Source organism: Hominenteromicrobium sp. (assembly GCF_046974225.1).
GTDB classification, from domain to species: Bacteria; Bacillota; Clostridia; order Oscillospirales; family Acutalibacteraceae; genus Hominenteromicrobium; species Hominenteromicrobium mulieris.
This window is the reverse complement of sequence record NZ_JBKWAE010000007.1, coordinates 96,299-118,513: the sequence shown is the minus strand read 5'-3', so window position 1 is coordinate 118,513 and position 22,215 is coordinate 96,299. Positions and strand designations below refer to the sequence as shown.

The 22,215-nt window shown below is 54.8% G+C and carries 22 protein-coding genes and 2 riboswitches; of the genes, 6 read left to right on the top strand and 16 right to left on the bottom strand.

Going from position 1 to position 22,215, the window contains the following annotated elements; all coding sequences use genetic code 11:
- Positions 1-4 precede the first annotated feature (4 nt).
- Both tsaE and ACLTX1_RS07290 read right to left on the bottom strand, forming a co-directional pair.
- Complete coding sequence (tsaE, locus tag ACLTX1_RS07295) at positions 5-430, bottom strand: tRNA (adenosine(37)-N6)-threonylcarbamoyltransferase complex ATPase subunit type 1 TsaE (RefSeq protein ID WP_308448159.1); 426 nt, start codon at positions 428-430, stop codon at positions 5-7.
- Positions 430-2,103 (bottom strand): formate--tetrahydrofolate ligase, encoded by a 1,674-nt coding sequence (locus ACLTX1_RS07290; protein ID WP_308448158.1) that lies wholly within the window; start codon positions 2,101-2,103, stop codon positions 430-432. The genes tsaE and ACLTX1_RS07290 overlap by 1 nt, the downstream gene beginning before the upstream one ends.
- A gap of 349 nt (positions 2,104-2,452) precedes the next feature.
- Between ACLTX1_RS07290 and ACLTX1_RS07285 the strand changes: the two genes are divergently transcribed.
- Positions 2,453-3,580, top strand: coding sequence for an FtsW/RodA/SpoVE family cell cycle protein (locus tag ACLTX1_RS07285; protein ID WP_308448157.1), 1,128 nt, complete (start codon positions 2,453-2,455; stop codon positions 3,578-3,580).
- A 163-nt stretch (positions 3,581-3,743) separates the two neighbouring features.
- Here the strand turns inward: ACLTX1_RS07285 and ACLTX1_RS07280 are convergent, their stop codons facing one another.
- Both ACLTX1_RS07280 and ACLTX1_RS07275 read right to left on the bottom strand, forming a co-directional pair.
- A complete protein-coding gene (locus ACLTX1_RS07280; RefSeq protein WP_308448156.1) occupies positions 3,744-4,490 on the bottom strand; it encodes a hypothetical protein in 747 nt (248 codons plus the stop codon).
- Between the two features lie 126 nt (positions 4,491-4,616).
- The gene (locus ACLTX1_RS07275) at positions 4,617-4,946 is read right to left on the bottom strand and encodes a DUF1540 domain-containing protein (RefSeq protein ID WP_395590116.1); all 330 of its coding nucleotides are present in this window, start codon (positions 4,944-4,946) and stop codon (positions 4,617-4,619) included.
- Between the two features lie 47 nt (positions 4,947-4,993).
- Here ACLTX1_RS07275 and ACLTX1_RS07270 point away from each other — a divergent pair, with 47 nt between their 5' ends.
- The 5 genes from ACLTX1_RS07270 to argS all read left to right on the top strand — a co-directional run bounded on the left by ACLTX1_RS07270 (position 4,994) and on the right by argS (position 9,670).
- The gene (locus ACLTX1_RS07270; protein WP_412330691.1) at positions 4,994-5,296 is read left to right on the top strand and encodes a hypothetical protein; all 303 of its coding nucleotides are present in this window, start codon (positions 4,994-4,996) and stop codon (positions 5,294-5,296) included.
- 320 nt (positions 5,297-5,616) lie between these two features.
- A complete protein-coding gene (locus ACLTX1_RS07265; protein WP_316686042.1) occupies positions 5,617-6,690 on the top strand; it encodes a D-alanine--D-alanine ligase family protein in 1,074 nt (357 codons plus the stop codon).
- A 15-nt stretch (positions 6,691-6,705) separates the two neighbouring features.
- Entirely contained in the window at positions 6,706-7,518 is an 813-nt protein-coding gene (murI, locus tag ACLTX1_RS07260; protein WP_316686039.1) for a glutamate racemase, read from the top strand.
- A 6-nt stretch (positions 7,519-7,524) separates the two neighbouring features.
- Complete coding sequence (locus ACLTX1_RS07255; RefSeq protein WP_176821243.1) at positions 7,525-7,962, top strand: DUF1934 domain-containing protein; 438 nt, start codon at positions 7,525-7,527, stop codon at positions 7,960-7,962.
- Between the two features lie 19 nt (positions 7,963-7,981).
- Entirely contained in the window at positions 7,982-9,670 is a 1,689-nt protein-coding gene (argS, locus tag ACLTX1_RS07250; protein ID WP_308448152.1) for an arginine--tRNA ligase, read from the top strand.
- A gap of 144 nt (positions 9,671-9,814) precedes the next feature.
- Here argS and ACLTX1_RS07245 read toward each other — a convergent pair whose 3' ends face one another.
- From ACLTX1_RS07245 to fusA, 12 genes are all read right to left on the bottom strand, one after another.
- Positions 9,815-10,243 (bottom strand): flavodoxin, encoded by a 429-nt coding sequence (locus ACLTX1_RS07245; RefSeq protein WP_308448151.1) that lies wholly within the window; start codon positions 10,241-10,243, stop codon positions 9,815-9,817.
- A gap of 35 nt (positions 10,244-10,278) precedes the next feature.
- On the bottom strand, positions 10,279-10,824 hold the full coding sequence (locus tag ACLTX1_RS07240) for a DUF3793 family protein (RefSeq protein ID WP_308448150.1): 546 nt from the start codon (positions 10,822-10,824) through the stop codon (positions 10,279-10,281).
- Positions 10,817-11,128 carry a DUF2325 domain-containing protein gene (locus ACLTX1_RS07235; protein WP_316518760.1) on the bottom strand — a complete coding sequence of 104 codons (312 nt, stop codon included), beginning with the start codon at positions 11,126-11,128 and terminating at the stop codon, positions 10,817-10,819. Before ACLTX1_RS07235 ends, ACLTX1_RS07240 begins: the two co-directional genes overlap by 8 nt.
- 427 nt (positions 11,129-11,555) lie before the next feature.
- Positions 11,556-11,768 (bottom strand): hypothetical protein, encoded by a 213-nt coding sequence (locus ACLTX1_RS07230; protein WP_316518759.1) that lies wholly within the window; start codon positions 11,766-11,768, stop codon positions 11,556-11,558.
- Positions 11,769-11,778: 10 nt separating this feature from the next.
- A complete protein-coding gene (locus ACLTX1_RS07225; RefSeq protein WP_412330690.1) occupies positions 11,779-12,810 on the bottom strand; it encodes a rod shape-determining protein in 1,032 nt (343 codons plus the stop codon).
- 63 nt (positions 12,811-12,873) lie between these two features.
- Complete coding sequence (locus ACLTX1_RS07220) at positions 12,874-13,521, bottom strand: ComF family protein (RefSeq protein ID WP_412330689.1); 648 nt, start codon at positions 13,519-13,521, stop codon at positions 12,874-12,876.
- A complete protein-coding gene (locus ACLTX1_RS07215; protein ID WP_395506470.1) occupies positions 13,518-15,767 on the bottom strand; it encodes an ATP-dependent RecD-like DNA helicase in 2,250 nt (749 codons plus the stop codon). Before ACLTX1_RS07215 ends, ACLTX1_RS07220 begins: the two co-directional genes overlap by 4 nt.
- Positions 15,768-15,939: 172 nt before the next feature.
- A complete protein-coding gene (locus ACLTX1_RS07210; RefSeq protein ID WP_176821234.1) occupies positions 15,940-16,275 on the bottom strand; it encodes a hypothetical protein in 336 nt (111 codons plus the stop codon).
- A gap of 66 nt (positions 16,276-16,341) precedes the next feature.
- Complete coding sequence (gene metK, locus ACLTX1_RS07205) at positions 16,342-17,526, bottom strand: methionine adenosyltransferase (protein WP_412330688.1); 1,185 nt, start codon at positions 17,524-17,526, stop codon at positions 16,342-16,344.
- A gap of 86 nt (positions 17,527-17,612) precedes the next feature.
- Positions 17,613-17,714: riboswitch (SAM riboswitch) on the bottom strand.
- A 103-nt stretch (positions 17,715-17,817) separates the two neighbouring features.
- Positions 17,818-18,426, bottom strand: coding sequence for an ECF transporter S component (locus tag ACLTX1_RS07200; protein ID WP_412330687.1), 609 nt, complete (start codon positions 18,424-18,426; stop codon positions 17,818-17,820).
- 222 nt (positions 18,427-18,648) lie between these two features.
- Positions 18,649-18,780, bottom strand: a riboswitch (FMN riboswitch).
- Positions 18,781-18,804: 24 nt separating this feature from the next.
- Positions 18,805-20,007 carry an elongation factor Tu gene (gene tuf, locus ACLTX1_RS07195; protein WP_176821231.1) on the bottom strand — a complete coding sequence of 401 codons (1,203 nt, stop codon included), beginning with the start codon at positions 20,005-20,007 and terminating at the stop codon, positions 18,805-18,807.
- A 91-nt stretch (positions 20,008-20,098) separates the two neighbouring features.
- Positions 20,099-22,192, bottom strand: a complete 2,094-nt coding sequence (gene fusA / locus ACLTX1_RS07190) for an elongation factor G (RefSeq protein ID WP_176821230.1) — start codon at positions 22,190-22,192, stop codon at positions 20,099-20,101.
- Between the last annotated feature and the right edge of the window lie 23 nt (positions 22,193-22,215).

Sequence of the window (22,215 nt, the reverse complement as noted above, 5' to 3'; positions counted from 1 at the left end):
CTTATCACAGGTCTATGCCCTCAATGGTAACGATGCGCTCCGTCTCCGTCTCGCCCTTTTCCATGTGGACATAAATCGTGTTTTCCGGCAAAGCGCCGTCGATGTTTTCGCTCCACTCAATGACGAGCACGTTGTCCGTATCGAGGTAATCGAAAAAGCCCGTGGAGTAGAGATCGTCCCAACCGGAAACGCGGTACATGTCAAAGTGCTGCACCGTCAGCCGCGCATCGTATTCGTTCACAAGCGCAAACGTCGGACTGGAGACCACGTCCCCGCCGCCAAGCGCCAGTACAAGTCCGCGCGTAAACGCCGTCTTGCCCATGCCCATCGGTCCCGTGAACGCGATGACCTCGCCGCCCTTGAGCTTTTCCGCCAGCTTCGCCGCGATTTTTTCGGTGTCCTGCACCGAGTGAGAAACAAACCGTTGCATCAGAACAGGCCGTGGATCACGCCGTTACCGTCGACGTCGATCTTTTCGGCAGACGGCACCTTCGGCAGACCGGGCATCGTCATGACATCGCCCGCATACGCAACCACGAAGCCCGCACCGTTCGAGAGGCGCAAGTCACGGATTGTAATGTTGAAGCCGGTCGGACGGCCGAGCAGCGTCGGGTCGTCAGAAAGCGAATACTGCGTCTTTGCGATGCACACCGGCAGCGCGTCGCCGCCGAGCGCCTTGATGTCCTTCAGGGACTTCATCGCCTGATTCGTGAACGTCACATCATCCGCGCCGTAGATTTTCTGCGCGATCGTGCGGATCTTCTCCTCCACTGTGAGATCAAGATCATAGATCGGCGCAAAGTGGCTTTCAGGATTCTCGTCGATGACTTTGCAGACGGTCTTTGCAAGCTCCACGCCGCCTTCGCCGCCCTTTGCGAACACTTCGGAGAGTGCATACTCTACACCGAGGGACTTGCAGCAATCGTCGATGACTTTCAGCTCCGCGTCCGTATCGGTGCCGAAGCGGTTGATGGCGACGACGACCGGCACGTTATATTTATGCATGTTCTCCACGTGTGCGCGCAGGTTCTCAATGCCCTTTTCGAGCGCCGGAACATTCTCCTTTGCAAGCTCTGCCTTCGGCACGCCGCCATTGTATTTCAGCGCACGAACCGTCGCGACAACGACGATGCAGTTCGGCTTGAGACCCGCCAAACGGCACTTGATGTCGAGGAACTTCTCCGCACCGAGGTCGGAGCCGAAGCCTGCTTCCGTAATGCAGTAATCGCCGAGCTTCAGCGCCAAGCGCGTTGCGCGCACGGAGTTGCAGCCGTGAGCAATGTTTGCAAACGGACCGCCGTGCATGATGGCCGGTGTGCCTTCAATCGTCTGCACAAGGTTCGGGTTGATGGCATCTTTGAGCAAAGCCGTCATAGCGCCATCCGCCTTGATGTCCTTCGCATAGACCGGCTTTCCGTCATACGTATATGCAATGAGGATTTTGCCGAGGCGCTCTTTCAGGTCTTTCAAATCCTTTGCAAGACACAAAATCGCCATGACCTCGCTTGCGACGGTGATGATAAAGCCGTCCTCGCGCGGGATGCCGTTCACCTTACTGCCAAGGCCGATGACAATGCTGCGCAGCGCGCGGTCGTTCATATCGACGCAGCGCTTGATGAGCACACGGCGCTGGTCGATGCCCAGCACGTTGCCCTGCTGCATGTGGTTATCGAGCATGGCGCACAGCAGGTTATTTGCCGAAGTGATGGCGTGCATATCACCCGTGAAGTGCAGGTTGATGTCCTCCATCGGCAACACCTGTGCGTAGCCGCCGCCCGCAGCGCCGCCCTTAATGCCGAACACCGGACCCAGAGACGGTTCACGCAGCGCGATGACGGCCTTTTTGCCGATCTTCGCCATAGCCTGACCGAGGCCAGCCGTTGTGGTGGTCTTGCCCTCGCCCGCCGGCGTCGGGTTGATGGCCGTAACAAGGATCAACTTGCCGTCCGGCTCGTTTTCAAGTCTTTTGAACAGGTCATCATTCAGCTTTGCTTTAAAGCGTCCGTAGGGCTCCAGCTCTTCGGGACATACATGCAGTTCTTCCGCGATCTCCGCAATCGGTCTTAATTTTGTCTGTTGCGCAATTTCAATATCGGTAAGCATTGCAACCAACCTTTCATTTCCGTTCTTTTCCGTTTTGCCGCACGCCGCAGCATGCGGACATCGTTATGCCTTATAGATTATAGCGCAAAAAGGCGTTTCCGTAAAGAGGAACGCGCTTTTTTAACGGAAAAAATCTGGATATTGCCCCTTCCTTTTCTGTGTGATATACTAAAATAGAAATTTTGTTGAAATTTTGCTTTTTATTCCTAACATCTTACAAAGACTTTTACGCTTTGTTTTACTTTGGCTTCTTCTGATTTTTTTGAAAGCAGGTGATCTTACGAAAGACAGCCGCATTTTCCTTGCTGTTTCGTCCTTTTTCCGCCGTACGGACAAGCTTCTTTGGCTTTTGATGCTCACAATATCCACGTTCAGCCTTATTCTTCTGAAAAGCGTTTCCCGCGCGATGAACACGGATTATTTCAAAACGCAGCTCGTCGTGACCGTTGCGGGCCTTCTCGCGGCGCTTGTACTCTCCTTCATCGATTACGAAAGCATTGCGTCGTTCTGGTATCTCATCGCGGGTTTTTCCGTTTTTATCATGCTCTACACCATGTTTTTCGGCATCAGCGTGCAGGGCAGCGAGGGCGTCAACGCGCGCGCGTGGATCAGCCTTGCGGGCCGCACGTTCCAGACGAGCGAGCTTGTGAAAATCTGCTTTATGCTGACGTATGCAAAGCACATCTCCGTTTTGCGCGTGCAAAATAAAATCAATCACCCTCTGCACGTCGTTCTGCTCGCGCTCCACGCGGCGGTGCCCGTTCTGCTCTGCCATGTTCAGGGTGATGACGGCGCCGCGATCGTTTTTTTCTTCATGTTCCTGTGCATGAGCCTCGGCGGCGGTGTGCAGCTGCGCTATTTCATTTTGCTCGGCGCGCTTGTCGCCGTGTCCGTGCCCGTGCTGTGGAAATTTGTTCTCAGCGAATACCAGATCAAGCGCTTCACATCTGTCTATAATCTGGACGACCCATCTATTCAGCTCAATGAAGGCTACCAGCAGGTGCAGGGACGTATCTCCATCGGCAGCGGCCAGCTGACCGGCAAAGGGCTGTTTAACGGTCCGCGTGTCGAAACAAACCTCGTCACGTTCCAGCACAGTGATTTTATCTTCTCCGTTGCCGGTGAGGAGCTCGGCTTCATCGGCTGCACCGCCATCATCGTATTATTGTTAGTGTATCTCCTGCGCGTGCTGTATATCGCGTCAAAGGCGAGGGACGACCTCGGGCGCTGCATGTGCTTCGGCTTTTTCGGGCTCATCGCTTTACAGTCCGTCTCAAATATCGGCATGTGCCTGGCGCTTCTGCCCGTCATGGGCGTCACATTGCCGTTCTTCTCTGCCGGCGGCAGCAGTGCCGTATGTCTGTACCTCGGCTTCGGCCTGATACAAAGCGTATACATGCATCGCCCCGACGCCAACGTTCCTCACCTGCGCAGTACAAGAACGCTGAAAATGAACTTCCGTAAATTAAACGCCTAAGCTTCCGGTAACCATGGCTAAGAGTCTTTCGTCAAGTTTTCTTCGAGAAAACTTGCGGGTTCTTAGGACAACGCCCAAGGCGGCAAAAACGCCGCCTTCAGAAAAACAACCCCCACCAAAAAGCGTATCGCTCCGAGCTTCAAAAGCCGCAAGCGATATGCTTTTATTCTTCCTGTTTTTTCACGTACAAATATGCGTTTTTCTCCTTACCCACACGCTCCAAAACACCCATGGAATACAGCACATTCGCTGCACACTGCGCTTGCGTCTGCGCGCGTCGCATCGCTTTTGCAAGCGTTTTCGTCGTAAACGGCTCCGGCAGGTCTTCGGGCAGCAAATTCAAATAATCCCAACGGCTCTCGCAGATCACTTCGCCGAGCAGTGCTTCCGGGATACGCTCCCCGCGCGTCGCGCGCAGCTTCTTTTGCTTACCGTAACCGTCGAGATACTTGTAGTCCGTCACCTCCAAAAGCGGGATGCACAGCCGGAAATTCGGGTGCATAAGCTGATTTTTGATCTTATACAGCTCCGGAAAAACATCATACGCTGCGCCTTTTTTCGGTGATTTTCGCTTTTCGAAGATCTCGCCTGTTTCGGGGTCCACCCAGCACAGCCCGCGCTTTGGCACCACAGGGTATACCACCGTTACGCGCGCCGCTTCCAAAAACACGTCGAGTTTGCGGCTCAGCCGGTCAAACCCGCGCGTTTGAATTTCGATGATTCCGTTTTCGCCGACAATATCCGCCACAAAGCCGCCCACCTTCACTTCGCGGCTCTCAAAATCGGGTTCGTAGTAGCTTTTCAGCGCCGCGTGCAAAGCTTTTTCCGAAAGCGTACCGATACCGCCTGCGCCGCCAACGCGCCCCAGCGCCTCTTTTCGCGCCTGTAAAAAACGTTCCGTGTCGATCACCGTGCTCCCCCTCTCTGTCGGTTTATAAAAACAGTATATCGAAAAACATGGTAAAAAGCAACAGAAAAGGGCGGCACAGCCAAAGCCGCACCGCCCTAAGGGAAACATGTGAAGATTTAGAAACGGTTACGCTCTGCGCTCAAACGTGCAGCATTCCGTCTCGCTGACGACCTCCGGGTCTGCGCAGCAGCAACCCACACAGACGCAGTCCGCGCTGCACTTGCGGTTATCGTTATACGTGCAGTGCTCGGCGCTGCAATGCACATCAGCTGTGGCGCTCGGTGAAGACGAGCATCCGCAGGAGTTTTCGGAGGAAGACGTGCGCTCTGCATAAGAGCCGCAGCAGGTCTCGCGGCTTTCCAGCGCGGCGGGGCCGTCCACCTGAATTTTGCGCAGCTCGCACAGGTCGTTTGCGTTGTGTCGGCAGGTCGTCACGCTACATTTCAGCTTGTTCATATCGGTCCAGATCCTTTCCTTTTGAATTTCTAAGTTCGTGCCGCACTTTGGCGACTTCTTTAGCCTGCCCGCAAAGTCGGATTTTATGCAAAAGCCACATCGGCGAAGTCTTCCGCAGCGGCTGCACCTTCACCCGCGGCTACGGCAAGATCTTCTATTTCCAGCCGGGCCACGAGACGAACGGTTCCTTCTACAATCCGTACGTCCGCCGCATCATCCAGAACGCCGTGCATTGGTGCTATAATGACAAGAACAGACGCATCACCCTCGGCGCACCGAGCATCGAAGTCACGCTCGAGCAGGCTCGCCTTGAAGGCAACACCGGCGAATACCTCAAGATGTGGGACTAACTCGCTTTTCTAAAACAGAATAATTTTACCGTTTCGCAGTCCACGGCTCTGTGTTTGCAGCGCCGTGGGCTGCTTTTCTTTTATATCCTGCCCCGAAAACCCGCACAGCGCTTGAAAAAACACGGAAGATATGGTATACTAAACCGATATCGCCCGAACGGCGACGCGTGTGCGCGATCCGTTTCGTGTATTCGCATATTTTATACGGCAAAAGAGTAAAACTACTGGTATATTGTTCTTTTATTCTTTTGAAAATTCTTTTTGAACACTCAAAAAAGTGTTTGCGCAGTGATTTTCTGCGCGGGAAGGAGCCCTTTATCATGAAAAAAACAGTTTGCGTGATCTTCGGCGGCGCGTCTTCGGAATATGAAGTTTCGCTGATGTCCTCCGCTTCGATCATCCGAAATCTCGATACAGAGAAATTTGACATTCTCACCCTCGGCATCACAAAAGACGGTCGCTGGCTGCTCTATTCGGGTGCTGTGGAAAACATTGAAAACAACACGTGGATGAACAGCGAAACCGCGCGCCCCGCGTTCATCTCTCCCGATAAAGCGACGAACGGCCTTGTCGTTCTGAACGCAGACGGCAGCTATACCGTTTTGAAGGTCGATGTCCTCTTCCCCGTGCTGCACGGCAAAAACGGCGAAGACGGCACCATTCAGGGTCTCTTTAAGCTCAGCGGCATCCCGTATGTCGGCTGCGGCACACTGGCTTCCGCTGTGTGCATGGATAAAGCCGTCACCCACACGCTGCTTTCCGCCGCGAACATCGAGCAGGCGCACTACCTGTGGTTCTACGCCGACCGCTATTTCGCAGACGGCGAGAAGATCCGCAACAAAATCGCCGCACGCCTCAATTTCCCGGTGTTTGTAAAGCCGGCAAATGCAGGCTCCTCCGTCGGTGTCAGCAAGGTGACGGCTCCCGAAAAGCTCGATGCCGCCATCCGCCTTGCCGCCGAAAACGATACGAAGGTCGTCGTTGAAGAAGGCATCGTCGGGCAGGAGGTCGAGTGCGCCGTGCTCGGAAACCGCGGCAAAAGCGTCGCTTCCCCGGTCGGCGAGATCGGTGCGGGTGCAGAATTCTACGATTATGACGACAAATATAAGAACGGCGTCGCACAGCTCTTCATCCCGGCGCGTCTGCCCGAAGACGTTGCGGAGGAAGTGCGCAAGACGGCTGTTCGTGCCTACAACCTGCTCGGCTGCGACGGCCTTTCCCGCGTGGATTTCTTCGTCACCGAAAAGGAGCATAAGGTCATTTTAAACGAGATCAACACGCTGCCCGGCTTCACGTCCATCAGCATGTACCCGAAGCTCTGGGAAAACGCCGGTACCCCGTACAGCGAGCTGCTTGAAAAGCTCATCGACTGCGCTTTCACGCGTGAAGACTAACGCGAGGCGCAATTTATGGATAACAGACCCATCGGCGTATTTGATTCCGGCCTCGGCGGCCTCACCGCCATGCGGGAGCTGATTCGCACCCTGCCGAACGAGAATATCCTCTACTTCGGCGATACCGGCCGCGTGCCCTACGGCTCGCGCGGGCGCGAGATCATCCGCAAATACGCAAAGCAAGATATGAATTTTCTCATCCGGCACGACGTAAAAGCCGTGTTGGCCGCCTGTGGTACGGTCAGCTCCGTTGCCCGTGACATCGGCGATGCGCTGCCCGTCCCCTATTTTGATGTGCTGCGCCCCACGGCGCGCGCCGCGGTGGAGCAAACGAAAAACGGCAAGATCGGCATCATCGGCACCGCCGCCACCATCGCTTCCGGCTCCTACCGCAAGGAGATCGAGCGTCTCGCGCCGAAAACCGAAGTGTTCGAGCAGGCGTGCCCCTTATTCGTGCCGCTCGTAGAAAACGCGTTCGTCTCGCCGGATGACCCTATCCCGCGCCTGACGGCCGAGCGCTACTTAACGCCCATCCGTGAAGCCGGCGTAGATACACTCATTCTGGGCTGCACGCATTACCCCATCATCAGCGAGACCATCCGCCGCGTCATGGGCGAAAACGTCACACTCATCAGTTCCGGCCGCGAAGCCGCCAAAAGCTGCCGCACCGTGCTGGAGGAAAACGGTCTGCTGTGCGACGGCAAAACCGACGGCACACAGCAGTATTTTGTCAGCGACGACACCGAAAGCTTTTATAAAGTCGCCGAGCTCTTCCTCGGGCAAAGCGTTGAAAGCTGCGTGGAATGTATAGATATTGAAAGGTACTGAGTGATTATGCGCGAAGATTACGAAATCACCATCATCGGTCGCCAAACGATTGACGCACAGACCGATGAAATTCAGGTGGATACGCTCGGCGATTACACCGAGCGCGGCGGCGCAAAGTATATCTCCTACACGGAATATGCCGATGAAGCGCCGTATAACGGTCAGCTCAAAGTGCTCAAAATCGAAAATGAGGATACCGTCACCATGCTGACCCCCGGCACGCCCACCCGTCTGGTGCTGGAAAAAGGCAAGCGCCACAAATGCCTTTATGATACCGGCGCAGGCGTGCTCTCCCTCGGCGTATATACACAGACGTTAAAGCATGACCTTTCCGCTGCGGGCGGTGAGCTGTGCATCCGCTATACGCTCGACATCGATACCCAGCTTTCCTCCAGCAACGAAATCTGCGTTCGCCTGCGCAAGCGTGATCTATTCAATAAATAAACCGAAAGGAACATCCCCTATGTCTAAAGCAGTAAGCATTGCAAAAGAACAGGTTTCTGCCGTCATTGAAGCGGCGATGAAAAAAGCGATGACTGCGGGCATGCTGCCCGAAGCAGAGCTGCCCGCTTTCACCGTAGAACGCCCGGCAGACCGCTCTCACGGTGATTTCGCAACGAACGCCGCCATGGCTTCCGCGCGTGCATTCCGCATGGCGCCCCCGAAGATCGCCGCGGCTATCATGGAAAATCTCGACCTCAACGGCACCTACTTCGTTAAGGCCGAGACCGCCGGCCCCGGCTTCATGAACTTCTTCCTCGGCTCCGCGTTTTACAGCGATGTGCTGACCGAAGTGCTCACAAAAGACAGCGCATACGGCAGAAGCGACTACGGCAACCACCGCAAGGTCATGGTCGAGTTCGTTTCCGCCAACCCCACGGGTCCCATGCACATGGGCAACGCCCGCGGCGGCGCGCTCGGCGATTGCCTCGCCTCCGTTCTGGATGCCGCAGGCTACGACGTTTGGCGTGAGTTTTACGTCAATGACGCCGGCAATCAGCTCGACAAATTCGGTCTCTCCCTCTCCATTCGCTACCAGCAGCTCTTCGCGGAAAATCCGCCGGAGCTCCCGGAGGACAGCTACCACGGCGAAGACATTCTTGACCTCGCCAAAGAGTATGCCAAAGAGCACGGCGACGAGCTGATGCACGTCACCGAAGAAGAGCGCCGCAAGGCACTCGTCGGTTTCGGCCTGCCGAAAAACATCGCGAAAATGAAGGCCGATATGGAAAAATACCGCGTCCATTACGACCGCTGGTTCCTCGAAAGCGACCTGCACAAGGACGGCGAAGTCATGGCCGTCGTCGATTACCTGCGTGACCGCGGCCTCACTTACGAAAAAGACGGCGCTGTCTGGTACAAGGCAACCGAGTTCGGCGGCGAAAAGGACGAAGTGCTCGTCCGCGCCAACGGCAACCCAACCTACTTTACGGCAGACATCGCCTACCACAAGAATAAGTTCGACCGCGGCTTCGACCTGCTCATCGACATCTGGGGCAGCGACCACCATGGCCACGTCGCCCGCATGAAGGGCGCGATGGACGCCATCGGTCAGAGCGCCGATAAGCTCGACATCATCCTCATGCAGTTCGTCCGTTTGATGCGTGACGGCCAGCCCGTGCGCATGAGCAAGCGTACCGGTAAGGCCATCCAGCTTGGTGACCTGCTTGATGAAGTCCCGGTCGATTCCGCAAGATTCCTCTTTAACATGCGTGAAGCGAACTCCCTGCTCGACTTCGACCTCGACCTCGCCGTGCAGCAGGATTCACAGAACCCCGTGTACTACGTCCAGTACGCCCACGCGCGTATTTGCAGCATCCTGCGCGCACTGGAAGCCGAGGGCGTCACCCCGCGCGACTGCACCGCAGAGGAGCTTGCACTGCTCACCGCGCCGGAGGAGCTTGAGCTCATCCAGCACATCGCGTCTTACACCGATGAAATCATCGGCGCCGCAAAGGACTACGACCCGGTACGCATCACGCGCTATGTTATCGAGCTTGCAACAAAGTTCCACAAGTTCTACAATGCCTGCCGTGTAAAGGGCGAGGAAGAAAGCCTCATGCAGGCGCGTCTCACCCTCTGCCGCGCCACCGCAACGGTCATTCGCAACGTCCTCACCATGTTCAACATCACTGTTCCGACGTCCATGTAATCATAAACAGCAAAGGAGTCGTTCCCGTTTCCGAGAGCGGCTCCTTTTGTATAAGAAAACCGACGGCACAAGTTCCCTCATGCCGTCGGTTTTTTCTATCCTGTTATGCGCAAATGTGTGGTATTACACGTTATACTCTATAAATTATTCACCTGCGAGCTTCTTGCCAAGCGCAATGCACGCTGCGTCTGCTTCGTCGTCCGGTGCTTCGTTGCAGATGACGCTCTCGCCTGCGAAGACCGCGCCGTCGCCAAGGCAGGTCTCTTCCCAGTTGCGCATCCATTCGCCGTCGCCCCAGCCGTAAGAGCCGAACAGCCCGATCACCTTGCCGGAAAGCTTTGCTTCGCACTCGGTAAACACCGGCTCAAACTCCGTATCCTCCAGCTGCTCGGAGCCCATGGACGGGCAGCCGAACGCCACAGCCTCATAGTTATCCATCAAGTCTGCGGAGAACTCTGTGCAGTTATATACATCTGCTTCTGCGCCCGCTGCGCGAACGCCTTCTGCAACCTTTTCCGCCATCATCTGGGTGTTGCCTGTGCCACTCCAATAAACAACTGCTGTTTTACGCATTTTTTGTAACCTCTTTTCAAAAATTTCTTTATATGTCAGGCAGCTACGGTAAGCTGCAAAACACTTCTGCCTTCCTGCCACAAACGCTTGTAGATGTCCCGGCACTTCTTATACCGCGCAAATGTGCGCACTGCCTCGCATTCGTTGCAGTACACCTTCCAACATCCGCAGCACTTGCAGTTTTGCCCGGCGTTTTCAATGAACCCAAGCACGTCCTCCACCGGGTAGCCGAGGAAAAGCCCAATCTCATGCGGGAACCCGTCTCCGCTTGCAAGCCGCATGCGCAGCCGCTCTATCGCGCCGTCCACGCTCGTGTCGGTGTAGCCGTAGCGTTCTAAAAGCTCTTTTGCGCCGGGGCGCTCCAGGTCTTTTGCAAGCTGCGTGCGGCGGCACACATAAATGAGCATCGCATTTTCTTCGCGCTTTAAGATCAGCAGCTCCACCCCTTTATCGCGGAATATGCGATTCAAATGCTTTACATCGTCCTCCGGGTCCTGCGCCGCGTGGTAGGAAAATAAACTCGCCGTTTTAAGCGACGCCAGCGTCGGCGCACAATGCTCGATCAAGTATTTCTCAAGCATTGAAAGCACACTCTCCGCGCACAGCCGCACAGCAATCTGCCAGTACACTGTGCAGCGCCGAGGCACTGCTGCTCGGCACATACGCGATCGGAATGTTATTTCTTTTCGCTTCCTTGGAAGCGCTCAGCATCATTTTGTGCGAGACCGTGCTGGTGAAAAGCAAAAGGTAGTCCGGCGTGCCGAGCTTCTTTTTCAAGGAGCCGTTCTCCTTCACATACACCTTTGCTTTGCAGCCATGGTTCTTGCAGATGTCCATGTACTGACATACCATGCGTTCATTGCCGCCAACGATCACTACGCTCATATTCTATCCTTTCTGCCTGCAAAAGCGTTTCACAGGCCGCCCGCAAAACCGGGCTTTGCATTTGATTTAAGTTAGCTTTCGCTAACTCTTTTGCTTTAAATAAAGCGGATTCTCACCGCTATGTGTTATCCTTAAAGTTAGTATAAACTAACTTGCTAATAGTATACTAAACTCGTATACATTTGTCAACCCCTATTTTGATTTTTTATTCGGAAGCTTTCACCCCGCCGTTTTTCACAGAACAAAAGCCGCGTTCCATAATCCGGCTTTATCTTCATTTACTCTGCTTTTACCTATATTCCCAATGCCCGCTCTTCTTGCGCAGCTTCACTTTCCCCCGAGACGGCAGCGCCGCAGCCCGCCGCACGCAAGACCGGCACGCAAATTTCCGTAAAAAATAAGCGCAGAGAATTCCTCTGCGCCAAGCTTATTCTTCATTTTTCAAAAAGGCTTCCTGCACCGATTCCGCGCGGCTTTCGGCCACAAGCACCAACCCGCGGCGTTTGTCTCCCGTCAGCACGGCGCTTTCCCCGGCCTTCAGCCCGATAAGCGCCAAGGCCTCTTTCGGAATATGCACACCGCCGTTTTCGTCGATCTGCACCGTCCACATTTTGCGGCCTTTCGGCACCCGTTTTTCCATACGCCGCTCCTTAATAATACGCGGTCAGCGGCACATTGCCGTTTTCCTTGCCCGCGTCCATCTTCACGCTGTCTATCCACTGCACCGCGCGTCCTGCGCCGAGAATCACGCAGTCCTCCGGCTCTTCCGCAATGCGCACGCGCATTTTCGTCTGCTTCGAGATAAGCGTATCCAACCCACGCAGCTTCGCGCCGCCGCCTGTCAGCACAATGCCCGCATTGCCGATGTCTGCCGTCAGCTCCGGCGGCGTCTCCTCCAGCACACTCTGAATTTTGTGCACAACCTTCACAACAGATTCCAGCATGGCTTCGCCAATCTCGTCGGAGGTCACTTCCACCTTTGCAGGCAGGCCGTTGCGCTCGTCTCTGCCGCGCAGCTCGTATTTTTCAATGTCCTTCAGCGGGAACGCGCAGCCCACGGCGCACTTTGCCGCCTCTGCCGTCTGCTCGCCGATAATCAGGTCAAACTTTCTGCGCGCGTATTTGATAATATCCTCGTTGAACACCGCGCCGCCCACGGCAATGCTGCCGCTTGCAGAAAGGCGATTCATCGAAAGCACGCCGATGTCGCTCACACCCTCGCCGAGCGTGACGACCATGCTGCCGTGCGGGCGGGAAATATCCAGCCCCGCACCGATCGCCGCCGCCACCGGCGCTTCGATCAAGCACACCTTGCGAATGCCGTTCGCCGCCACAGCGTCCACCACCGCACGGCGCTCCACTTCCGTAATACCGCTCGGTACCGCCACAACGGCGCGCGGCATGAAAACGCGGCTGTTCGTCACCTTTTTCAGGTAGTGCTGCAGCGTCGCGTCCATCAGCGTCAAATCGGAAATCACACCGCCCGTCACGGGCTTGACCACGCGCACGCGATCGCTCGTTCTGCCAAGCATTTTATACGCGCGGCGGCCCACGGCCACCACACGGTTAGAGTCTTCATCTACGGCGATGACGTTCGGTTCATCCACCACAACACCCTTGCCGTCTACATATAATCTGAAATTTGCCGAACCCAAATCGATCGCAATATCCGTACCGGCCATGGTACCATCCTCTCGCGTTATACTGTCCTTTATTTTACATGACTTTTTCCCGTTTTGCAAGGTCTAATCGACCGTCGCGCACGAAACACAGCCCACATAGTCCGCCCCGTTTCGGTACAACACCTTTGCGCATTCCACGGCCGTCGCGCCGGTCGTCACGATATCGTCCAAAAGCAGAATGCGCAGCCGCGCCGCACCCTCTGCGCGGTACGCCCCACGCACATTCGCTTCACGTTCCTTGGCGCTCAAATTGTGCTGCGTGCGGTTGTGCTTCGTCTTCTCCAAAATATCCGTGCGGCACGGAATACCCGTCAACTTCGATACCTCTTTTGCAAGCAGCACCGATTGATCGTACCCGCGCTGTTTCAGCCTCTCCCGGCTAATGGGCACCGGCACAATACAGTCCCAAACCCGGTTTTTATCGATCGCCGGCAGCATTAACTTTGCAAGCGGTTTCGCAAGGTTCGTCTCGTTTTTGAACTTGAACCGCCACAAGGATGACCGAAACGGCTCCTTGTACCGCTGCGGCGCACGGCATTCCAGTGTGTAATCCCGTCTTCCTGCATGCAACGCGAAAAACCGCACGTGAATATCCGGCTGCAGCTTCGCGCAGTCCGCGCACAACTCGTCCTCGTTCACCGCTCCCGCACGCCCGCACAAAAGGCATCGCTTCGGGTAAAAGAACGTGAGAATCTTCTCTAAAACGCTCATGCTTCCGCTTCCTCATTCTGCTCCGGCCCGTCTTCCTCCGGCTTTTCGAGCAAAAAGTGCTGCAAGCCGGAAAAACGCCGCGTCTTTTTATCGTTCGCCACCATATCGGCGACTACACTGCGCTTGCCAACCAAAATCAGCAGCTTTTTCGCACGTGTAATGCCCGTATACAGCAAATTTCGGTAGCTCAGCTGCGGTGCGCCCGGGAACATCGGCATCACCACCGCCGTAAACTCGTTGCCCTGGCTCTTATGTACCGTCACGGCGTAGGCGAGCTCCAGTTCTGCTGCCGCGTGCTCAAAATCATACAGCACCTCTTTGTCGTCGATTTCCACACGCAGGCACCCGGCATCTTTGTCCACATCGATGATGATGCCCATGTCGCCGTTATATACGCCTTCGCCCACCGTGCCGTCTTCGCGGCTCCACGGCAGGTTGTAGTCATTCTTGATCTGCATCACCTTGTCGCCCTCGCGGAAAACCGTGCCGTTCACCGTCACCTGCGGCTTGTTTTTCGCGGGCGGGTTAATCTGCTCGCGCAGCTTACGGTTCAGCTCCACCGTGCCAAGCTCGCCCTTGCGTCCCGGGCATAATACCTGAATGTCCGTCACCGGCGAATACCCGTAGCTTTTCGGCAAGCGCGTCACCACAAGCGACTGCACCGTCTCCGAAACGGAGCGCGCATCCTCGCGCGGCATAAAAAAGAAATCGTTGCTGCGCACGGAAAGCTCCGGCATCTCGCCCTCTACAATCTTGTGCGCGTTCATCACAATGAGACTCTCCATCGACTGACGGAAAATCTCCTTCAGTTGCACTGTTGGGAATACCTTCGACGCAATGAGATCTCCGATGACATTGCCCGGCCCCACGCTCGGCAGCTGGTCGCTGTCGCCGACCAAGATCAAACGGCAGCCGATGGGCAGCGCGCGCAGAACGCTTTCAAACACATACGCGTCCACCATGGAAAGCTCATCGATGACCACTGCGTCACACTCCAGCGGATTACGCTCGTTTCTCTGGAACACCGGGTCATCGTTGTCGTCCCAGTCCACCTGTAACATGCGGTGAATGGTCTTCGCCTCCACGCCCGTCAGCTCGGACATGCGCTTCGCCGCGCGCCCCGTCGGCGCCGCCAGAAATACCGTCTCGCCTTTTTCCATCAAAATGCGGATAATCGCGTTCAGCGTCGTCGTTTTGCCTGTGCCCGGGCCACCCGTCAAAATCAAAAGACCCTTTTCCAGCGCCGCGCGGATCGCATCCTTCTGCAATTCAGCGTACTCGATGCCTTCTGTGCGCTCGATTTCCGCAATCTCCCGGTCAATGCCTGTAATGGATTCCGGCGGGTAGCGCAGCATCATATGGATGCGGTCGGCGCAGTACACCTCGCTGCGGTGCTGCTTCGGCAAAAACACGAAGTCACGCCCGTTAAAATTCTCGTTCACCGCCTCAAACGTCTGGCATAGCTCAAGTAAAGCCTCCTGCGCACTCTCCGGCGGCACGCCCAAAAGCTTCGCGGCCGCCGCGCACAGTTTATCCGCCGGCAGGCACGTGTGCCCGTTATTCAAATTGTGCCGCAGCACATACAGCACGCCCGCCTTCACGCGCTCCTTGTTGTCGCGGTCATACTCCAGCGACTCCGCCAGCTGATCCGCCACCGCAAACGAAATGCCGATCTTATCGCTGCACAGCCGGTACGGGTCTTCCTGAATGCACGCCACAGAGTCCTGCCCGTACACCTTCCACACCTTCACGGTGTCCTCCGGGCGCACGCCAAAGCTGCCGAGGAATGCCATCAAATCGCGGATGCCGTTCACGCGCTGCATCTCCTCGGAGATTTCTTTCGCCTTTTTCAGCGTGATGCCCTTCACGGTTGCAAGCCGCGCCGGATCTTCCTCAATCACCTTAATGGATTCATCGCCGAACGCTTCTATAATTCGCCCCGCCAGCGCGCCGCCGATGCCCTTCACCGCGCCGCTCGAAAGGTATTTCAGCATCGCCGCCGTGTCCGCCGGACGGGAGCGCTCAAACGCCTGCGCGCGGAACTGCTGCCCGAACGTCGCGTGCGATGTCCACGTGCCATACAGGTGCAGCCGCTCCCCCACACTCACATACGGGAACGTCCCCACCACCGTGATGAGCTCTTCGCCGCAATCGACCTCCAACACCGTGTACTGGTTGCTGTCGTTGTGGTAGACGATATTTTCCACGCTGCCTTCCATTTCCAGCAGCCCGTTTTCCTGCGGCATCGGTTGCGCCTCCTTGATTTATCATCAAAACAAATCCTTTGGGGTTTGTTTTATTTCACTTTTCGCGCAAGCGAAAAATTTCACAATACGTAAGTATTATTTCACATTCGGCAAAGCCGAATATTTCACTGAAACATTACTGCCTTCATTACTTATAATTTCTACGCTTCTATTATAGAACATTCTTTCGTGTTTGAAAAGCCCCAATCTCCGCAAACGGGTATTTTTGCACAAGTCTGCGGATAATCGCGTCGATCTCCGGGTCGTTTGTCGGATTCAGGCACACAATGCGGCACATGCCGTATAAATCCAGCCACTTCACGCGTTCCAAAACGCTGCGCACAATATACTCTGCGTCGTCCGCGCGGCGAATCGTCGCATACACCGTAAACGGCAGCGCATCCTCCAGCATTTTTGAACGTGTCACGCGCAGGCAAACGCTCCGCACAGCAAATAAAAAGATACACAGCGTAAACGCGCACACCAAAGCAATCCCGATAGGCTCCATAAAAAACACCTCCGCGCCAGTCTATGACGCGAAGGTGCATTCGGTTCTTATTCTGTTTTGCGCAAATTAAAGCACGGCAGCCTTCAGAGCCTCAACCTTGTCGGTCTTCTCCCACTGCACGCCGAGTTCCTCACGGCCCATGTGGCCGTAAGCGGCGAGCTGACGGTAAATCGGGCGGCGCAGGTCGAGGTTGCGGATGATCGCGTTCGGGCGCAGGTCAAAGACCTTCTGCACAGCCTCGGCAAGCTTGGAATCCTCCACCGTGCCGGTGCCGAACGTATCGACCATAACGGAAACCGGGTGTGCAACACCGATGGCGTATGCAAGCTGCACCTCGCACTTCTTTGCAAAGCCCGCAGCTACAATGTTCTTTGCAACATAACGTGCCGCGTATGCAGCGGAACGGTCAACCTTCGTCGGGTCCTTGCCGGAGAATGCACCGCCGCCGTGACGGCCTACGCCGCCGTACGTATCGACGATGATCTTTCTGCCGGTCAGACCGCTGTCACCTACCGGGCCGCCGATGACAAAACGACCGGTCGGGTTTACATAATACTTCGTGTTCTCATCGATGAGCTCCGCCGGAACAATCGGCTTCACAACATATTCGATCATATCCTTGCGAATCTGCTCCAAAGAGACAGCCTCGCTATGCTGTGTGGAAATAACGATGGTGTCGATGCGCTTCACCGTGTCGCCGTCGTATTCCGCCGTCACCTGCGTCTTGCCGTCCGGGCGGAGGTAGTCAAGCGTGCCGTCCTTGCGGACTTTTGTCAGCTGCTTTGCAAGCTTATGCGCCAAAGAGATGGTCAGCGGCATCAGCTCCGGGGTCTCATCGCAGGCATAGCCGAACATCATGCCTTGGTCGCCCGCGCCAATGAGGTCGTCCTGGTCAGCGGCGCCGTTTTTCGTCTCAAGGGATTCGTTCACGCCCATTGCAATGTCCGGGGACTGCATGTCGATGGAGGTCAGCACCGCACAGGTCGCACCGTTGAAGCCCGCATCCGGAGAATCGTAACCGATCTCTTTGATGACTTTACGCGCAATCGCATCGATGTCCACATAGCACTCGGTGGAAATCTCGCCCATCACGTGCACCATACCGGTCGTCGCCGTCACTTCGCAAGCTACATGCGCGGTCGGGTCTTTCGCCATGATGTCGTCGAGAATTGCATCGGAAATCTGGTCGCAAACCTTGTCCGGGTGGCCTTCGGTCACGGATTCAGATGTAAAAAGATGTTTGTCGTTCATGTTTTGCTCCTTTACTCTTTTCACTCACAGCCCCTACAAGGAATTTTCGGAAAAAAAGAACCGCTCAAAAGATGAGCGGTTCAAAATCCTCATCTTTCGGCATTGCCATGCCGCAGGAATTAGCACCTTGCAAAATGCAGGTTGCCGGACATCAAAGGGCCTGTTCCCTCCGTCACTCTTGATAAGGGCATATTCATTTTTGACTGTAAAAAAGTATAACACAGTTTTTCGCAAATAGCAAGGGAAAAAACCGCAGAAAATCCTGGTTTTATACCGACAAATTCCGGCATATCATACGACTTTGCCGTTGATGACCGGCTCCAGCTTTTTATATACCAGAATCGTGATAACCGCACTGATGAGCCCCTTGCAGAACGTAAACGGCAAGTTAAAGATCAAAAGCGCCTGCCACAACTCCTGCACGGACGGATTGATTGCCTGATACATGCCCATAATGGCCTCCATCGGCATCACATTCGTGTAGATTGGGTAAATGATGAACAGATTCGAGAAGAATCCCAGCACCGCCATCAAAAGCGCGCCAACAACAGAGCCCACAATCGCGCCGCCGTAATTGCGGTGGTGGCGGTAAATCAGCCCCGCCGGCACCACAAACGCAGAACCGATAATGAAGTTCGAAAGCTCACCCACACCGCCGGTGATGGTCTGCGAAAGCAGCACAAGGTTTTTCACAAAGCAAACGACAACGCCGCTCACCGGCCCAAGCGTAAACGCCGCGATCAGTGCCGGCAGCTCGGAAAAGTCGAGCGAAATAAAGCTCGGCATAAACGGCAGCTGGAAGTGTAAAAACATCAAAACGGTCGCAATCGCCGCCAGTACGCCGGTCATTGCAATTTTACGAATATTCACATTGGAAGTTTTTGCAGTATTTACGGTCATAAATGTCAGAACCTTTCTGTATGAATATCAGGCAGCGCAAGGAAATTCACTCGCGCTTGTATTTTCCCTTTATGGGAAAGCACAAATCCGCGCAGCACCGCCTTTAGAATGCCGCATAAGCCATGCGCATTCCCAACTTATACTATGTCAATACAGAAACGGGGGTAAGAATCAAAAAAGCACCCCACGAAAACTCGCGGGGTGCCGAAATCCTTTTGATTCACGTTTCTTCTATCATCCGGACTATACCGTCGGCTCCGGAATCACACCGGATCAGCGCAAAACTGCGGTCGCGGGCTTATGCCAAAGGCATTTACCGCCGGTGAGGAATCACACCTCGCCCCGAAGAAAATGATGAGATTTTAGTTTGAGCAAAAATTACTCGTTGATACCCGTAACAACGCCGGAACCAACAGTTCTGCCGCCTTCACGGATAGCGAAGCGAAGACCCTCTTCGATAGCGATCGGGGTGATCAGCTCAACGTCCATGACAACGTTATCGCCAGGCATGCACATCTCGGTGCCTTCCGGCAGAGAGATAACGCCCGTAACGTCGGTGGTACGGAAATAGAACTGCGGACGATAGTTGTTGAAGAACGGGGTATGACGGCCGCCTTCGTCCTTGGTCAGAACGTAAACCTGACCCTTGAACTTGGTGTGCGGGTGAATCGTGCCCGGCTTGGACAGAACCTGGCCGCGCTCGATGTCGGTTCTCTGGATACCACGGAGCAGAACGCCGATGTTATCGCCAGCCTCAGCAAAGTCGAGGAGCTTGCGGAACATTTCGATGCCCGTAACAACGGACTTTCTTCTCTCGTCGGTGAGACCGATGATTTCGACTTCGTCAGACATCTTCAGAATGCCACGCTCAACTCTACCGGTAGCAACAGTACCACGGCCGGTGATGGTGAAGACGTCCTCAACCGGCATCAGGAACGGCTGGTCAGCCTTACGTTCCGGGGTCGGGATGTAGTCGTCAACAGCATCCATCAGGTCGAGGATGCACTTGTACTCAGGAGCGTTGACGTCCTTGGACTCGCTGGTGAGTGCGAGGTAAGCGGAACCCTTGATGATCGGGGTGTCATCGCCCGGGAACTCATACTCGTTCAGCAGGTCACGGATCTCCATCTCAACAAGCTCGAGGAGCTCTTCGTCGTCAACCTGGTCGCACTTGTTCATGAATACAACAATGTACGGAACACCAACCTGACGGGAGAGGAGGATGTGCTCACGGGTCTGCGGCATCGGGCCGTCAGCAGCGGAAACGACGAGGATAGCGCCGTCCATCTGTGCAGCACCGGTGATCATGTTCTTAACATAGTCAGCATGGCCCGGGCAGTCAACGTGAGCGTAGTGACGCTTGTCCGTCTCATACTCAACGTGAGCGGTGTTGATCGTGATACCACGCTCTCTCTCTTCCGGAGCCTTATCGATCATGGAGTAATCCTCGAACTGTGCCTGGCCCTTCAGAGCGAGAACCTTCGTGATAGCAGCAGTAAGAGTAGTCTTACCATGGTCAACGTGACCGATTGTACCGATGTTTACATGGGGCTTATTTCTTTCGAACTTAGCCTTTGCCATTGGAATTGCCTCCTTTTATTCAGTAAAATAACCTTTTGAGTTTATTACCATTGTAGCAACAAACCGCAAAAAAATCAAGTAGTATTTCGCTTTATTCAGCCTTTTTTCTGGAAGCGATGATCGTTTCAGAAACAGACTTCGGAACTTCAGCGTAGTGAGAGGGCTCCATGGTGTACTGACCACGGCCCTGGGTCTTGGAACGCATATCCGTTGCGTAGCCGAACATCTCAGACAGCGGAACTTCGCTGGTGATCTGCATAGCGCCCGGAGTAGCCTCCTGATTCTGCATGATGCCGCGACGGGAGTTGAGGTCACCGATAACGTTGCCGAGGTATTCCTCCGGAACGGTAACAACAACCTTCATGATCGGCTCCATGATGACCGGATCAGCCTTGCGCATAGCATCCTTAAATGCCATGGAACCGGCGATCTTAAAGGCCATTTCAGAGGAGTCAACTTCATGATAAGAACCATCGTACAGCGTGACCTTCACGTCAACAACGTTGTAACCAGCAAGCACACCGGAGAGCATTGCGCCCTGGATACCCTGGTCAACAGCCGGGATATATTCCTTCGGAACCGTACCGCCGACAACTGCGTTGACGAACTCGTAGCCCTTACCCGGGTTCGGCTCAATACGGATCTTAACGTGACCGTACTGGCCCTTACCGCCGGACTGACGAGCGTACTTCATATCGGAATCCGCATTCTTGCGGATCGTCTCTTTGTAAGCAACCTGCGGCTTACCGACATTAGCCTCAACCTTAAACTCACGCATCAGACGGTCAACGATGATCTCCAGATGGAGCTCACCCATGCCGGCGATGATGGTCTGGCCGGTTTCTTCATCGGTATATGCCTTGAAGGTCGGGTCTTCTTCTGCGAGCTTTGCAAGTGCAATGCCCATCTTTTCCTGACCGGCCTTGGTCTTCGGCTCAATCGCAACACGGATAACCGGCTCCGGGAATTCCATGGACTCAAGGATGATCGGGTGCTTTTCGTCGCAAAGAGTATCACCGGTGGTGGTGTTCTTCAGACCGACTGCAGCAGCGATGTCGCCTGCGTAAACCATTTCCAGATCCTGTCTGTGGTTTGCGTGCATCTGAACAATACGACCGATACGCTCGGTGTTATCCTTTGTGGAGTTGTAAACGGTGGAACCAGCCGTAAGCGTACCGGAGTACACACGGAAGAAGCACAGCTTACCGACGAACGGGTCCGTAGCAATCTTAAATGCAAGAGCAGAGAACGGCTCCGTATCGGAAGAGTGACGAACGTCCTCTTCTTCGGTTTCCGGGTTTACACCCTTAATAGACGGAACATCCGTCGGGGCCGGCATGTAATCAACAATCGCGTCCAGAAGCTTCTGAACACCCTTGTTCTTATAGGAAGTACCGCAGGTAACCGGAACCATCGTGTTGTTGATGGTGGACTTGCGGATGCAGGTCTTGATCTCATCGATCGTGAGCTCTTCACCCATGAGATACTTCTCCATGAGTGCGTCGTCCTGCTCGGCGACATGCTCGATCATCTCGGTGTGATACTTCTCTGCGAGCTCTTTCATGTCTTCCGGGATCTCTTCGCAACGGATATCCTTGCCGAGATCATCATAGTAGACATAAGCCTTCATTTCCACGAGGTCGATGAGGCCCTTGAAGGTATCTTCAGAGCCGATCGGCAGCTGGATCGGTACAGCGTTGCACTTCAGTCTCTCGCGCATCATGTTGACAACGCGGTAGAAATCAGCGCCCATAATGTCCATCTTGTTGACATACGCCATACGCGGAACCTTGTATTCCTCAGCCTGACGCCAAACGGTCTCAGACTGCGGCTCAACGCCGCCCTTTGCGCAGAAAACCGTTACGGAACCATCGAGAACACGCAGGGAACGCTCAACTTCAACGGTGAAGTCAACGTGGCCCGGGGTGTCGATGATGTTGATACGGTTCTGGTGACCGTTTCTGTCCGGCCAGAAGCACGTCGTAGCAGCGGAAGTGATCGTGATACCTCTCTCCTGCTCCTGTGCCATCCAGTCCATCGTAGCGGAACCGTCGTGGGTCTCGCCGATCTTGTAGTTGACGCCTGTGTAATAAAGGATACGCTCGGTCGTTGTTGTTTTACCGGCATCGATGTGCGCCATGATGCCGATATTTCTTGTAAATTCAAGTGGTACCTGACGGGCCATATAATCCTCCTTAATACGTTTAC